Genomic DNA, 12936 nt, shown 5'->3' with positions numbered 1-12936 from the left:
CGCGGCTACCTGAAATAGGCCGGAAAACCGGCCGCTTCGAGCGTATCGGCACGCACTTTCATCCACTTTTCGGCGAAATCGTCGCCGCTCTCGCCATCCATCTTGCTCCAGGCCTCCTGCAGGACCTTTGCGCGGGCGACAAGATGGTCATTGTGCTTCTGGTCCTCGTCGGTCCAGACGCCGGCTTCCCTGTAATATCTGACAGCGGCCTCGTTGAACGGCACGACCCAGTCGAAAACTTCCGAATCGGCCGCCCACCCGGACGTGCCGGATTGCATCTTGCTGTAGACCGGCGCCTGCAGGTCGATAGCCTTGGTGACATTGTAGACGAGGTCCGGCGAGGCCGTGTAGGTGATCAGCGCCGGATAGGGAACGCCGGCGCATTCCAGCGGGTGCTCCGCATCGATGTCGACGCCGACGGTCGCCTTGCGCTGGCCGAAATGCGGGTTGACGGCCTGAAGGCGGTTCCAGCCTTCGGTGTTGGAAAAGGGCAGTGGCAGCCATTTGAGGCCCCGCGGCGAGGCCGCCGCCTGCTCGAGAACGCCGCTGCCGCTGGTGACTGCCGTCATCGCGTCGATCTGGCCGTTGGTAAAGGCCTGCCACGCGCCGCCATAGCTCGGCTGGTCGACAAGCTCGACATCATCGACAGTGAGCCCGCCGAAGGCCAGGAATGCCCGTACATTGGACTGCAGCGACGGCGAACTGACCACCCAGCCCACCTTCTTGCCCTTCAGGTCCGCGATGCTGTTGATATCCTGATTGGCGGCGACGCCCATGGCGACGCCGTTGTCCGCGCCGGCGAGGATCACGGCCGTCAGCTTCTGCGGTCCGAGGTCGGGCGTCGCATAGCTCAGCACGCCTTCGAAAGCATAAAAGGCGTCGCTTCCGGCCAGCGCGAAGGGCACCCTGCCTTCCCTGGCGGGGGCGATGCGCGAAAGGTCGGTGCTGGCCGGCAGAACGCGAAGCGAGATGCCGTAGGCATCTTCAAGCGCCTTGCCGACGGCGATAGACTGGTTATAGCCGAGGCTGCCGGTGTCGAAGCTCGTCCACACCAGCGTCTTCGGCAGGGTGACGGCGTCGTCCTGCGCCATCGCCCCGCCGGCGAAAAGGCAGATGACGCCAAGCGCCAGGCTTGCTAGTTTTCTCATGGAATGTCCTCCTCCATTCTTCAAGATTTCGCGGAAGCGCGCCCCGGCCGGCGGGCCCGCCTGGCCATGACCGCTTGGGCCGTTCGCCGCCAGTGACTGAAATGCGCATGGTGTCCGGTGTGCCGTGCCGGCAATGTCGCCAGCCATTCCGGCCCAACTCCTCTGTCACTCAATCTAAGGCCAATGCCGCGGCGCATAAATTTCAAAGGGTCTGCGTTTCGCTTGACGAAATGCCCCTGCCTGGCGCACGGATTGCGCTGGAGCATCGGCCCGAAAATCGGAATCGATTATCGGAAAGCACGATGCGTAGTTTCAATAGGTTAGAGCGTCCTTTGTGCGTCCGAATGGACGCACGGCGCTCTAGGTGTGGAGCCTCAAGAGGTTGTCTCGGTTCATGCCGAGTCGACTGATCGGTGTTTTTGACTTTATGCCGCCATGCGGACGGTGCCAATTGTACATGTGGTTCCAGTTCGGCAGATGCCGTTTTCGGTGCTCTGAGGATGGATAGGCGCGCGCATAGGCCCATTCGCGCAATGCTGTCTGGATGAAGCGCTCGGCCTTGCCGTTTGTCTTTGGCGTGTAAGGTTTGGTACGAATATGTTTCAGATGGAGCGCCTTGCAGGCTTTCGCGAAATCCCCGGCAATGTAGCACGAGCCATTGTCGGTCATGACCCGCTTCACCGTGATGCCGAGGCTTTGATAATAGGCGACTGCCGCCTTGAGAAATGCGACGGCGCTTTCAGCCTTCTCGTTGGGCAAGATGTCAGTGAATGCGATCCGGGATGCATCGTCGATACACACATGCACATATTCCCAGCCGATGCCGCGTGAATTGCTCTGGCCGGTCCTGTCGCCTGTGATGCGGTGGCCGACGCGATTAAAGCGGCCAAGGCGCTTGATGTCGAGATGGATCAGGCCGCCCGGCTCGTCATATTCGTAACGCACGACCGGTTCGGCTGGAGCAATGTCCTTCATCCGGGACAAACCGACCCGCTTGAGAACGCGGCTGACGGTGGCCGGTGACACGCCTGTCTCCATGGCGATGTGCCTGCCGGTCAGGCGCTGACGACGAAGGGCGGCAATGCGCTCGCACAAGATGGCATCGGTCTGCCGGGGACTGCTTCTGGGCCGCGACGACCGGTCAGCCATTGCAGCGCGTCCACCCTTTCTGAAGCGCTCGACCCAACGAGACACGATCTTGTGGGAAACGGCATAGACTAAAGCCGCCTGCGCTTTCGTGAGCGCGCCAGACAGAACGGCAACAGCCATCTCCTCTCGACGCAGCGGGGTCAGTCGGGCATTCTTGTGAATGTTCATTCGGAGCCTCCGGTGAGTGCTGAAGCGTGGTAACTCCAGTCTCCTCGGTACGCTCCGAATGGACAACCTCCTGAAAGCCCACATCTAGGTCAGGCCTTCAAGCCATTCCACTTCCCCCGCATGAAATGCGGCGAGTTCATCCGGGCGGTCGTCGCCGAGGAGGTCCTGGTTGACGTCGATGCCCCGGCTGGCCTGAAGATAGGACAGGAAACAATAGGACGGCCTGAACGCCCGCAGTTTGTCCCAGTCGATGGGCGGGATCTCCGCCGGATTGACCGCGCGCAGGATATCCCGTTCGAACAGAACCTCGAAGCTTAAGAGCTTCCAGGTGCCATCCTGGCGTACGGCCCGCGAAAAGTAGCGGCAGAAGACGTGAAAATCGATTTCGACCTGCTCCAGCGTCGCCCGGTTGAAGATCATGGCCGGGCTCTCGATCGTGGCCCTGTCGCCTCTCACCTCGGCAAAAGCGGGAAAGACCCAGTGTTTCCCGTTGCCGACCTTTCCCATGAATATGCGCGTGGCCTCCACATAGGCCTCACCGCCCCGGCCGTCGTACCAACTCGTGCGCACATGGGCATCGTCATGAAAGCAGGCCCGCATCACATCGAAGCGGCGCTGGTCGCGGGCAAACCGCTCGCGGCGCGCAAGGTCGTAGAGCTCCTCGCGGTCGAGCATTTCCATCAGGCGTCTGTTGGTGTCTGGCTGCATGATCCCCTCCCTCGCATTGTGAATGGCCGGCCCCTCAGGCGGCCGGATAGCCAAGCATCGCCTTGACCTCCAGATATTCCTCGAAACCGAACAGGCCGAACTCGCGGCCATTGCCCGACTGTTTATATCCGCCGAATGGCAGGCTGCGGTCAAACGGCGCGCCGTTGAGATAGACGCGGCCGGCGCGAATACGCCGGGCGACCGCGAGGGCATGGTCGGGGTCTCTCGACTGGACGAAACCGGCAAGGCCGAAGGGCGTGTCATTGGCAATCTCGACGGCTTCGTCCTCGCTGTCGTAGTACATCATCGAAAGCACAGGCCCGAAGATTTCCTCGCGCGCGATGCGCATCGCCGGCGTCACATCGGCAAACACCGTCGGCCGGACGAAGTAGCCCCTATCGCATTCCGTCGGACGGCCCGGCCCGCCGGCGCAGAGCGTCGCGCCGTCCTTAATGCCGGAGGCGATCAGCGCCTGGACCTTGTCGAACTGGGTTTGGCTCACCAGCGGACCCATCGTCGTTTCCGGGTCCATCGGATCGCCGAGCCTGATCTCTGAGATCGCCTCGCAGGCGGCTTCGATGGCCTCCTCGCGATGCAGGCGCGGCACCAGCATGCGTGTCGGCGACTGGCAGTTCTGCCCGCCATTGGTGTTGCAGGCATGAACGCCGGCCTTCACCGCCGCCGGAAGATCGGCGTCGGGAAGGATGATGTTGGCCGATTTGCCGCCGAGTTCCTGCGCAACGCGCTTGATCGTTTTTGCGGCCAGCTCCGCGACGCGAATGCCGGCCTGTGTTGAGCCGGTGATTGAAACCATGTCGACGTCCGGATGACGGGCGATTGCCTCTCCGACGGTCGGTCCGTCACCGTGGACGAGATTGAAGATGCCGGCGGGAAGACCGGCTTCATCGATGATTTCGGCAAGCGCGGTGGCGCTGAGCGGCGCGATCTCGCTGGCCTTGAGAACCATGGTGCAGCCGGTCGCAAGCGCGGGGGCGACCTTGGAGGCGATCTGGTTCAGCGGCCAGTTCCAGGGCGTGATCAGGCCGCAGACGCCGATCGGCTCCCGCCGGATCATGCCGGTCTCTTCCCGGCGCTCGAAGCGGTAATCCGCCAGCACCCGGATAGCCTCCTCGAAGTGAAAGAGGGCGACCGTCGCCTGTCGCTCGGTGGAAAACGTGATCGGCACGCCCATTTCCATTGTCATCAGCCGTGCAAGCTCGGGCAGGCGCGCCCTGAAGCCCTCGACGATACGCCCGAGAATGAAAAGGCGTTCCTCGCGTTCGCTCTGCGACCAGACGGCAAAGGCGCGGCGTGCGGCTTCGACCGCCATGTCGACATCCTCGGCGCTGCCGAGGCTGACAACGCCGATCTCCTGTTCGCTGGCCGGGTTGATAATCGGTATGGACCTCGCGCGCGCCGGTCGCCGCCAGCATCCGTCGATCAGAAAATCCAGAGCATTCATCCTGCCGCTTCCCTCCTCCGGTAAGTGCTGGAACTCTATCCGGCGGCTGACGCGCCGCAATGGGGTCGCGCAGCCGTTTCGTCTCGCGGAACGAAACCGTCGTCTTTTTGCCGAAAGGCCGCGCCGGCGCTAGAACCACCGAAGAGCATATTGGGAGACCGGAGAAAAATGCGCCGTTACTTCGAAGACTTTGCCGTTGGCGAGATCTGGACGAGCAGGACGATCACCCTGTCCGAGGACGAGATCATCCGCTATGCCCGCGACTATGATCCGCAGCCCATGCATGTCGATCCCGAAAAGGCGGCGGAGGGGCGCTTCGGCGGCATCATCGCCAGCGGCTGGCAGATCGCGGCCCTTTCCATGCGGCTGTTCGTGGAGGCGGGCGGATACGGCGAAACGCCGATGGTCGGCCTCGGCATCGAGCAATTGCGCTGGCGACGACCGGTGCGTCCGGGTGACCGGCTGACCACGACCCGCAAGGTGATTGCGACGGAGCCGCACCAACGGCGACCGGAATTCGGCGTCATCAAGACCGAGGTGACGGTGACCAATCAGGATGGCGAAGCCGTGATGACGATGATCGCGCTCGGCCAGGTCCCCCGCCGCCCTCGCGCAGAATAGACGGGAGGGGCAGGCGATAGAGCGGTTCCGCCTTTCATGGAAGCGCGCAACCGCTCTATCTATTTGTTTTGACGCATTTTCGCTTAACGTCAGACGTTTCCATCTGACTGCGAAATGCTTTAAAGGTGCCGGCCCTCGTCAACCGGGATGACGAGGCCCGTCGAACTGGTCATGAGCGTGACGCAGGCGATGACGGCGCGCGCCACGTCATCGGCGCTGGTGATTTTGGCAAGCGGCGTCTGCCTCGCCGTCGCTTCCAGCCGCGCGCGCGGCCGGCCCGGCACGAAATCGGTATCGACTCCGGCTGGCGACACGGAGAACACCCGGATTTCCGGCGCGAGCACCTTTGCGAGACCGATCGTGAGCGCGTCGAGTCCGGCCTTGGCCGCGCAATAGGCGAGATTGGAGCCAACGCCGGTGCGCGCGGCGATCGAGGAGATATTGACGATCGCGGCGTTCTCGCCTTTCGCGAGAAGCGGTTGAAAGGCGCGAATGGCGGCAAACGGTCCGCGCAGGTTGATCCGGGTGACGCGGTCGAAAATCTCGTCGGTGAGCCCGTCAAGATCATCGGCCGGCACGACTTCGGTCGCGCCGCCGCTGTTGACCAGAATGTCAACGCGTCCGAACCTTTCCTCGACCGCCCGCGCTGCCTCCGTGATGCTGGCGCTCGTCTCAAGCGCGATCCGCGCGGCAATGTGGCCTGTCCCGGGAAACGATGCGACCAGGTCTTCGGCAGCCTCGTTGCGGCTGTGATAACCGACGACGATGGTGGCGCCAAGCTCCGCAAGGCGGATCGCCGAGGCCCGCCCGATGCCGCTTGTCGCGCCCGTGACCACGGCGATGCGTCCGCCGAGAAGAGGGGGCTGTCCGCTCACTTTGCATTCTCCCAAAAGGGTTTTCGTAATTCCTGCTTCAGCACCTTGCCGCCGCTGTTGCGCGGAAGCGTTTCGCGCAGTTCGACCGCCGAGACCTTCTGCATGCGTCCCAGCCGGGCATTGACCCAGTCGCGCAGCGTCTCCGGCTCGATGTCTGCGCCCGGCCTTGCGACCACGAAGCCAAGAGGCGTTTCGCCCCATTTCTCGCTCGGGACCGCAATCACGGCGGCCTCGATGACATCGGGATGGGCGAGCAGTTTTTCCTCCAGGTCCGAGGCGTAGATATTGAAGCCGCCGGAGATGATCATGTCCTTCTTGCGGTCCAGCAGGACGAGAAAGCCGTCCTCGTCGAACATGCCGATATCGCCGGTGCGATGAAAGATCCGGCCCTCGGCATCGCGCCAGTAGAAGGCGCGGTTCGCCTCGTCATTGCGGAAATAGCCCGACATCATCATCGCCGAACGGCCGACAACCTCGCCGCGCCCGCCGGGCGCAACGTCCTTGCCGTCGTCATCGATGATGCGGATGATGTTGCCCGCGGCGGGCTTGCCCACGGTATGCGCCTTGTCAGGGTGCCGCGCGGCATCGAGAATGCAGGTGCAGCCGCCTTCCGTCAGGCCGTAGACCTCGAAGAAGTCACCCGGCCATTGTTCGATGATGGCGCGTTTCGCAGCGGCCGGAAGCGGCGCGCCGGTGCACTGCTTGACCTTGAAGGACGACAGGTCGCGGGTGCCGAAGCTTGTCGCCGCCAGGATGCGCTGATACTGGACCGGCACCAGCATGGTGTGGGTCGCGCGGTATTGCTCGGCGAGCGCAAGATAGGCTTCGGCATCGAATTTCGGCATCAGCACGACATGGCTTGCGTGGAACAGCGCCGAAAGCATCGGCATCAGCGTCGTGTTCGAATAAAGCGGCGTCGCCAGAAGCATCGTGCTTTCGGGTCCAAGCCCGAAAAGCGTCCGCGCCGCCTGCCGGTATCGCATCGCGTGGGCGTGAACGATGCCCTTGGCCCGGCCGGTGGTGCCGGAGGAATAGATGATGTTGAACGGCGCCTCGGGCGAGGGGATCGCCGGAGCGCTCAGCGGCCGTGTTCCGGCAAGAAAATCGCGCGGCATGGCGCCCTCGGGCGTCGCATCAAGCTGGACAACGCGAGCGGCCATGTCCGCCGCCGGCAGGTCCGCATAGCCGTCCTGCACGAAAATCAGCGCAGGGTCGCAGTCCTTGAGCATCCCGGCGAGCGCGTCACGGTGGGCCGAGGCGGGCAGGGGCACGGCCGAGCCGCCTGCCGCGACGATCGCGAGATAGGCTGTCGTGAGCCCGAGGCCAGCCGTTCCCAGAAGCGCGATCCGCCCGGCGCCGCCGTCGCAATGGTGGGTGATTGCACCCGCCGCGGCCAGCACAGTCTCGCGGAGCTCCGCCCAGGTCATCGTCTGTCCGTTGCAGGTGAGCGCCGGCGCGTCCGGTTGCGCAAGACCATGGCGCAGGATGGCGGCAAGCAATTCGCCTTCGTGATTTGCGGTCGGCTTGCTGGCCTCATTCATCAGCTGTCTCCCGGATCGTTTTCGATGAGCACGATATGGCGGGTGGCGATGGCGGGCTTTTTGGAACCCTCGAGTTCGATCACGGCATCGTTGACGATCCGCGTTCCCAGCGCATGCGGCTCCGCGGCGACAAGCGTCAGGGCGAGCCGGATACGGCTTTCCACCGGGACGGGCGCGATGAACCGCATCCGGTCATAACCGTAGTTCAGCCCGCGCCCGCGCGCCCTGATCTGATAGATCTCGCGCTGGAGCGCCGGCTGCAGCGATATGATGAAGAGGCCGTGGGCAATGGTCTTGCCGCCGGGCATCTCGCGCGCGGCACGCTCCACATCCACATGGATCCAGTGATCGTCGCCCGTCAGCCGGGCATAGTCGTCGATTGCCTCCTGCGTCACGGTCATCCAGGCCGAGCGGCCGAGCAATTGGCCTTCATGGGCGGCGAGATCACGGGCATGGTCAACGATCAGCATCAGCGTTCATCCTCGTTGCGGGGCGGCCGGCCGTTTCGGCAAGTTCGGCATCGACCGCCAGAACCACCTTGCCGATCTGCCGGTTTTCGTCCATCAGCCGGTGCGCGGACCTGACGTCGCCGAAGGCGAAGACCCGATGGATGCGGGTCGCGATCTCGCCTGTCTCCAGAAGCGGCCAGACATCGCGCACCAGTTCGGCGGCGATCCGGCCCTTGTAGGCGGGCGGGCGCGGTCGAAGGGTCGAGCCGGTCAGCGTCAGCCTGCGCCGGACGATCTGGCGGATATTGACCTCCGCCGTCTCGCCGAGATGGCTGGCGATGAAGACCAGCCGACCGTCCGGCCTCAGAAGGTCAAGCTGCCGTTGCGTATAAGGCCCGGCCTGCGCATCGAGGATTAGGTCGAACCCGTCGGTAAGCGCCCTCAGTTCGTCGTCCCAGGCGCCTTTGTAGCTGACGGCATGGTGCGCGCCCGTCTGCAGACAGACGGACCGTTTTTCTTCCGTGCCGGCCGTCGCGAAAACCTCGGCGCCGCGCAGCTTGCGGGCAATCTGGATCGCGGCCATGCCGACCCCGCTGGTGCCGCCTTGCACAAGCAGGCGCTCGCCTTCGCCGAGGCGACCGAGCCAGACGACGTTGTTCCAGGCAGTGAAATAGACTTCCGGCAGCGATGCGGCCTCGATAAAGGTCAGCCCGCGCGGAACCGGCATGCATTGGAGCGCAGGCACGACGCAATATTCGGCGTAGCCGCCGCCATTGGCCAGTGCGCAGACGGCGTCTCCGGTAGAAAGCCCGGTTACGTCGGGGCCAACGGCGTCGACAATGCCGGACACATCGAGGCCGGGGATCGGGGAGGCGTCCGGAGGCGGAGGATAGAGACCGCGTCTTTGCTGGATATCCGGCCGGTTGACGCCCGCCGCGTAAACCCGGATCCGGACTTCGCCCGCTCCGGGCGCGGGGAGGGGACTTTCGACGATGTCGAGAACGTCCGGTCCGCCGGCGCCATTGATTTCGACGACACGCATTGCGCTCAATTCCCCCTTTTGAAGATCGATCTCCCCGGACGCCGAGCCTGCGCCCGGTCGCCTGCTCTCCTGCCCGTCAGACTTTCCAGTTATGCACAACCGGATTGGACAGCCTGCCGAGCCCCTCGATCTCGATGTCGATCGTACCGGCCAGTTTGTGCATGTTTACCGAGCGGTGGCCATTGGGAAAATTGCCGACGCCCTTCGCCGACGTTCCGAAGCAGAAGACATCGCCGGGTTCCAGGGTGAAGAAGCGACTGGCTTCCGCGATGACCTCGGCGACCTTGAAACGGTAGCTCGCGGTGCTGTCGACGGCGAAGGGCTCTCCGTCGAACCAGCCCTTCACCTCAAGCGCGTCCGGGTTTTCAACTTCGTCGGCCGTGGTGATGAAGGGGCCCATCGGCCCGAACGTGTCGGAGGCCTTGGAGCGGGTGTGGTAGACGAAATAGACATCGCGGTCGTCCTCGCCATGCCGGTTGCGCCAGGCAAGATGATGCGGCCGGAGAAGATCGGGCTCGCGCGTCGTGGCGATCGAATCCATGCCGAACTTCATGCCGTGGGAGGTGACGTCATTGATGATGGTGAAGCCGAAGATCGCGTCCTTCGCCGCCTCGACCGATATCTTGCTGCAGCGTTTGCCGATGACGGCGGCAAGCTCCAGTTCGGGGATGGTCTCGCCGTAATAGTCTTCCATGATGATCGGCTTGTTGTGGCCGGTCAGGCAGGAGGGCGCCTTCAGGAAAAAGTTCGGCACGCCGGGATCGCGATGGGCGGACTTGCGGATGCCCATATTGTTGAAGGCGACGCCGAGGATTTTTGAGGGGCGCGGCTGTGGCGGAAGCCAATCCAGCGAGGTTTCGTCAAGCGGGGTCGCCTGTCCCTTCTCGAGCGCGTCACGCGCCCGCGCCATTTCCGCGTCGCCGCCTTCGATGAAGCTGTTCATGTCCGCCGGCGCCGACCCAAGCCCGGCGCTCTCGTAGAGCTCCGCCAGAAGAACGGTCGCGTTGCTCTTTCTGATGGCAAGGACGGGCTTTCCCTGATGGTTGATGGTTGCAAGTTTCACGTCGGTCTCCTTCGCGTGTGCGGGCTGAACTGGTTCTTCAAAGGTCGTGTTTCGGCGCCCGTCCGCGACACGAAAGGGATGGCGTGATCGTTCGGATCATCCGTCGGTTATGCCGTTCTCAGGCGGGGTCGAGGCCGACCAGTTTCGCCGGATTGTCGCGCACCATCAGCCGCACCTCCTCCTCGGTAAAGCCGAGGGCGAGCAGAAGCTTGATCGCCTGGCGCAGCCCTTCCACGGGCGAGGGATTGTCGACCTGACCGAGATCGGAGCCGATCGAGGAATGCGCGACGCCGGCGGCCAGAACATGCTCCTTCAGCTCCTGCGGCGAAAATACGTTGAAGCGCGAATCCACGTAGAGACAGGCCGATTGCTCGATCACGGCGCCGAATTCGGCCATTTCGGTGATGTCCTCATAGGTGAAGTGCAGCCCGTACATGGGGTGATTGACCAGAAGGCGCTTGACGCCGCGCTTGCGCGCTTCCCTGAACAGTTTCCAGATTTCCCAGACGTGCAGGTGACCGGAGGACAGAATGGCATCAAAGGCGGCGATCGAATCGAGGATCTCCTTCACCGCGTCGAGAATTTCGCCATAGGCGTCGACGACGGTGATGCCGGGGGACGCTTTCAACTGCACATTGGAGGCAAGCCGTGACTTGCGGTGGGAACTGCGGATGTGATTGGCCGATTGGGCCGTGGGCATCCAGACCAGCCGGGCGCCCTGGTTGAGTTGGGCATCGACGACGAAGGGATTGAGCCCACCGGTCGTGTTGTTCAAAACCAGCCCGCCGAACATGGCCACGTCCAGATGGCCGAGCACGCGTTCCATGATCGGCAGGAACGGCGCGACGGAATAGTGATGATCCTTGAACATGATGCCGCGCATGCCCGCGGCGGCGGCCTGCTCCACGGCCTGGAAATGATCAAGCTGACGGGCCATCGTCGACGGTCCGGAATGAACGTGAAGATCGACCGCTCCCTTCATCAGTCCGTCGACGACGGCGTCGTCGATCGCTGAGATCAGGGCGCGCACCTCCGCGCGATTGTTCGCCGTTGCCATGCAGTTCTCCTTCCTTCGAACAAGACGGGTATAGGGCTTGACAACGCGCGCCCTCAACTTGCAAACCCGATGTGTTCCGGCAGGCGAAATGCCGGCCTCTGGGAGGAGATATTGTGAGCATCCGGTCGATCGAGCGCGGACTGCGCGTGCTGCAGGAAATGAACTTGCAGCCCTACACCTCCATTGCCCATCTGCATGAGCGCACGGGCCTTCCCAAGCCGACGCTGGTCCGCATCCTGCGCACGCTTGAACTGGCCGGATATGTCGAGAACGATCCGCGCGTCGGCGGCTACCAGCTCAGCGCCCTCGTTGCCTCGCTGAGTTCCGGTTACCACAAGGAGCCGATGGTGGTGGAAGCCGGGCGGCCATGGGCCGTCGCCGTCACCCGCAAGCACCAGTGGCCCGTCTCTATCGCGCTGCTCGATCGGGACGCCGTGGTGGTGCGCATGAGCACCGTTCCCGACAGCTCGGTCTCGCCGTTTCACAAGACCGTCAACATGCGCCTGCCTTTGATCACGCGCGGGCTCGGTCTTGCCTATCTGGCGTTCACGCCCGAGGAGGAACTGGAACTGATCATCCGCATGCTGAGAACGTCCGGCGACCCGGAAAACGAACTGGCGCGGCATCCCGACAAGATCAGCCGGCTGGTGGCGATGACGAGGAGACGCGGTTATGCGACCCGTGCAGCCCATGTGGAGCCGCGCAATTCCGACACGATCGCGGTGCCGGTTTTCAATGATGGCGGCCGTGTGGTGGCAAGTCTCGGCCTGACCTATTTCCGCTCGGCCTTCACCTCCCAGCAGGAAGCGCACGAGCGCTATTCCGCCGTGCTGAAGACGGCATCGGAGGAAATCACGCGCGATCTCGCGCGCCTCAATCGCAGTACGCTTGCATGATGCGTTGCAAACCTCAAAACGGCCGCGGTTCGTCCGGCCGGCGGCTCGCCGGCCTTTTCCTGTTGATCCTTCTCGCCGGCTGCCAGTCCGGTTTGCACGCTCCGTCCTCGTCGGACAGCAGCGGCGCGGCGGCTGCCGTCCGCAGCCGCCTGGAGCGGGAGAGCGGCGGCCTCTACAGGAACGCCGTCCTGTCGCGCGATCTGGCCGCGATTGGCGACCGGCTTTCGGAGGCGTCAGGCGGCATGCCCGTCACCGTGCTTGTTCTGGATACCACGATTGCCAACGCCTATTTCGCTCCGGGCGGATACATTTACCTGACGCGCAAGCTGTTGACGCTGACTGGCGATGACAGCGAAACCGCCGCCGTGATCGCCCATGAAATGGCGCATATTCTCTCCGGGCACGCGGAGGCCCGGGCGCGTTTCGGGGTCGGTGCGGCGGTCTCCAGCGCGGATATCCGGCAGGCGATCGGCAACAGCGACGACGTGCGCGCGCTTCTCGCAAAAGGCAGTGCCAGCATCGCTGCCTTTTCCCGGCAGCAGGAGCTTGAGGCCGATGCCCTGGCAATCGGTTTGCTGGCGCAGGCCGGGTATGATCCCGCTGCACTTGCCCGTTTTCTGAAGGCCATGCAGGCCTACGAACGGGCAGGGCCCGGCGGCGAGACCTTTGTCGCCTCCCATCCGGCCCCGTCCCTGCGGGTGGCGCGTGCCGAAAGGCTGGCGGACGCGAGCCCGTCATCCCGCCCCGGGCGGTGACG

13 protein-coding genes are annotated in these 12936 nt (G+C 63.8%); 3 read left to right on the top strand and 10 right to left on the bottom strand.

The window, feature by feature from the left end; translation table 11 throughout:
• Positions 1–5: 5 nt before the first annotated feature.
• The 4 genes from AZF01_RS14470 to AZF01_RS14455 form a co-directional block, all read right to left on the bottom strand.
• A complete protein-coding gene (locus AZF01_RS14470; protein ID WP_024706672.1) occupies positions 6–1148 on the bottom strand; it encodes a TAXI family TRAP transporter solute-binding subunit in 1143 nt (380 codons plus the stop codon).
• A gap of 360 nt (positions 1149–1508) precedes the next feature.
• Positions 1509–2465 (bottom strand): IS481 family transposase, encoded by a 957-nt coding sequence (locus AZF01_RS14465; RefSeq protein ID WP_061449701.1) that lies wholly within the window; start codon positions 2463–2465, stop codon positions 1509–1511.
• Between the two features lie 84 nt (positions 2466–2549).
• Positions 2550–3173, bottom strand: coding sequence for a nuclear transport factor 2 family protein (locus AZF01_RS14460; protein ID WP_024706733.1), 624 nt, complete (start codon positions 3171–3173; stop codon positions 2550–2552).
• A gap of 34 nt (positions 3174–3207) precedes the next feature.
• A complete protein-coding gene (locus AZF01_RS14455; RefSeq protein ID WP_024706732.1) occupies positions 3208–4635 on the bottom strand; it encodes an aldehyde dehydrogenase family protein in 1428 nt (475 codons plus the stop codon).
• Positions 4636–4803: 168 nt separating this feature from the next.
• Here AZF01_RS14455 and AZF01_RS14450 point away from each other — a divergent pair, with 168 nt between their 5' ends.
• Positions 4804–5256 carry a MaoC family dehydratase gene (locus tag AZF01_RS14450; RefSeq protein WP_024706731.1) on the top strand — a complete coding sequence of 151 codons (453 nt, stop codon included), beginning with the start codon at positions 4804–4806 and terminating at the stop codon, positions 5254–5256.
• A 119-nt stretch (positions 5257–5375) separates the two neighbouring features.
• On the opposite strand, the gene AZF01_RS14445 is transcribed toward AZF01_RS14450, so the two are convergent.
• The 6 genes from AZF01_RS14445 to AZF01_RS14420 form a co-directional block, all read right to left on the bottom strand.
• The gene (locus tag AZF01_RS14445; protein ID WP_024706730.1) at positions 5376–6131 is read right to left on the bottom strand and encodes an SDR family NAD(P)-dependent oxidoreductase; all 756 of its coding nucleotides are present in this window, start codon (positions 6129–6131) and stop codon (positions 5376–5378) included.
• The gene (locus AZF01_RS14440) at positions 6128–7672 is read right to left on the bottom strand and encodes a class I adenylate-forming enzyme family protein (protein ID WP_024706729.1); all 1545 of its coding nucleotides are present in this window, start codon (positions 7670–7672) and stop codon (positions 6128–6130) included. The genes AZF01_RS14445 and AZF01_RS14440 overlap by 4 nt, the downstream gene beginning before the upstream one ends.
• Positions 7672–8142 (bottom strand): MaoC family dehydratase, encoded by a 471-nt coding sequence (locus tag AZF01_RS14435; protein WP_024706728.1) that lies wholly within the window; start codon positions 8140–8142, stop codon positions 7672–7674. The genes AZF01_RS14440 and AZF01_RS14435 overlap by 1 nt, the downstream gene beginning before the upstream one ends.
• Positions 8129–9163 (bottom strand): NAD(P)H-quinone oxidoreductase, encoded by a 1035-nt coding sequence (locus AZF01_RS14430; RefSeq protein WP_024706727.1) that lies wholly within the window; start codon positions 9161–9163, stop codon positions 8129–8131. Before AZF01_RS14430 ends, AZF01_RS14435 begins: the two co-directional genes overlap by 14 nt.
• Positions 9164–9239: 76 nt before the next feature.
• Positions 9240–10226 (bottom strand): fumarylacetoacetate hydrolase family protein, encoded by a 987-nt coding sequence (locus AZF01_RS14425; RefSeq protein ID WP_024706726.1) that lies wholly within the window; start codon positions 10224–10226, stop codon positions 9240–9242.
• Between the two features lie 118 nt (positions 10227–10344).
• The gene (locus tag AZF01_RS14420) at positions 10345–11283 is read right to left on the bottom strand and encodes a DUF6282 family protein (protein ID WP_024706725.1); all 939 of its coding nucleotides are present in this window, start codon (positions 11281–11283) and stop codon (positions 10345–10347) included.
• A 113-nt stretch (positions 11284–11396) separates the two neighbouring features.
• On the opposite strand from AZF01_RS14420, the gene AZF01_RS14415 reads away from it, so the two are divergent.
• Both AZF01_RS14415 and AZF01_RS14410 read left to right on the top strand, forming a co-directional pair.
• The gene (locus AZF01_RS14415; protein WP_024706724.1) at positions 11397–12179 is read left to right on the top strand and encodes an IclR family transcriptional regulator C-terminal domain-containing protein; all 783 of its coding nucleotides are present in this window, start codon (positions 11397–11399) and stop codon (positions 12177–12179) included.
• Positions 12176–12934 (top strand): M48 family metallopeptidase, encoded by a 759-nt coding sequence (locus AZF01_RS14410; protein ID WP_024706723.1) that lies wholly within the window; start codon positions 12176–12178, stop codon positions 12932–12934. The genes AZF01_RS14415 and AZF01_RS14410 overlap by 4 nt, the downstream gene beginning before the upstream one ends.
• The last annotated feature ends 2 nt before the right edge of the window (positions 12935–12936 follow it).

Source organism: Martelella sp. AD-3 (assembly GCF_001578105.1).
Lineage (GTDB): Bacteria > Pseudomonadota > Alphaproteobacteria > Rhizobiales > Rhizobiaceae > Martelella.
This window is presented reverse-complemented; position numbering and strand designations above follow the sequence as displayed.

Excerpts from the sequence above, each read along its gene's own strand:
- AZF01_RS14470 (WP_024706672.1), bottom strand. The coding sequence starts at position 1,148 with ATGAGAAAACTAGCAAGCCTGGCGCTTGGCGTCATCTGCCTTTTCGCC.
- AZF01_RS14465 (WP_061449701.1), bottom strand. The coding sequence starts at position 2,465 with ATGAACATTCACAAGAATGCCCGACTGACCCCGCTGCGTCGAGAGGAG.
- AZF01_RS14460 (WP_024706733.1), bottom strand. The coding sequence starts at position 3,173 with ATGCAGCCAGACACCAACAGACGCCTGATGGAAATGCTCGACCGCGAG.
- AZF01_RS14455 (WP_024706732.1), bottom strand. The coding sequence starts at position 4,635 with ATGAATGCTCTGGATTTTCTGATCGACGGATGCTGGCGGCGACCGGCG.
- AZF01_RS14450 (WP_024706731.1), top strand. The coding sequence starts at position 4,804 with ATGCGCCGTTACTTCGAAGACTTTGCCGTTGGCGAGATCTGGACGAGC.
- AZF01_RS14440 (WP_024706729.1), bottom strand. The coding sequence starts at position 7,672 with ATGAATGAGGCCAGCAAGCCGACCGCAAATCACGAAGGCGAATTGCTT.
- AZF01_RS14435 (WP_024706728.1), bottom strand. The coding sequence starts at position 8,142 with ATGCTGATCGTTGACCATGCCCGTGATCTCGCCGCCCATGAAGGCCAA.
- AZF01_RS14430 (WP_024706727.1), bottom strand. The coding sequence starts at position 9,163 with ATGCGTGTCGTCGAAATCAATGGCGCCGGCGGACCGGACGTTCTCGAC.
- AZF01_RS14420 (WP_024706725.1), bottom strand. The coding sequence starts at position 11,283 with ATGGCAACGGCGAACAATCGCGCGGAGGTGCGCGCCCTGATCTCAGCG.
- AZF01_RS14410 (WP_024706723.1), top strand. The coding sequence starts at position 12,176 with ATGATGCGTTGCAAACCTCAAAACGGCCGCGGTTCGTCCGGCCGGCGG.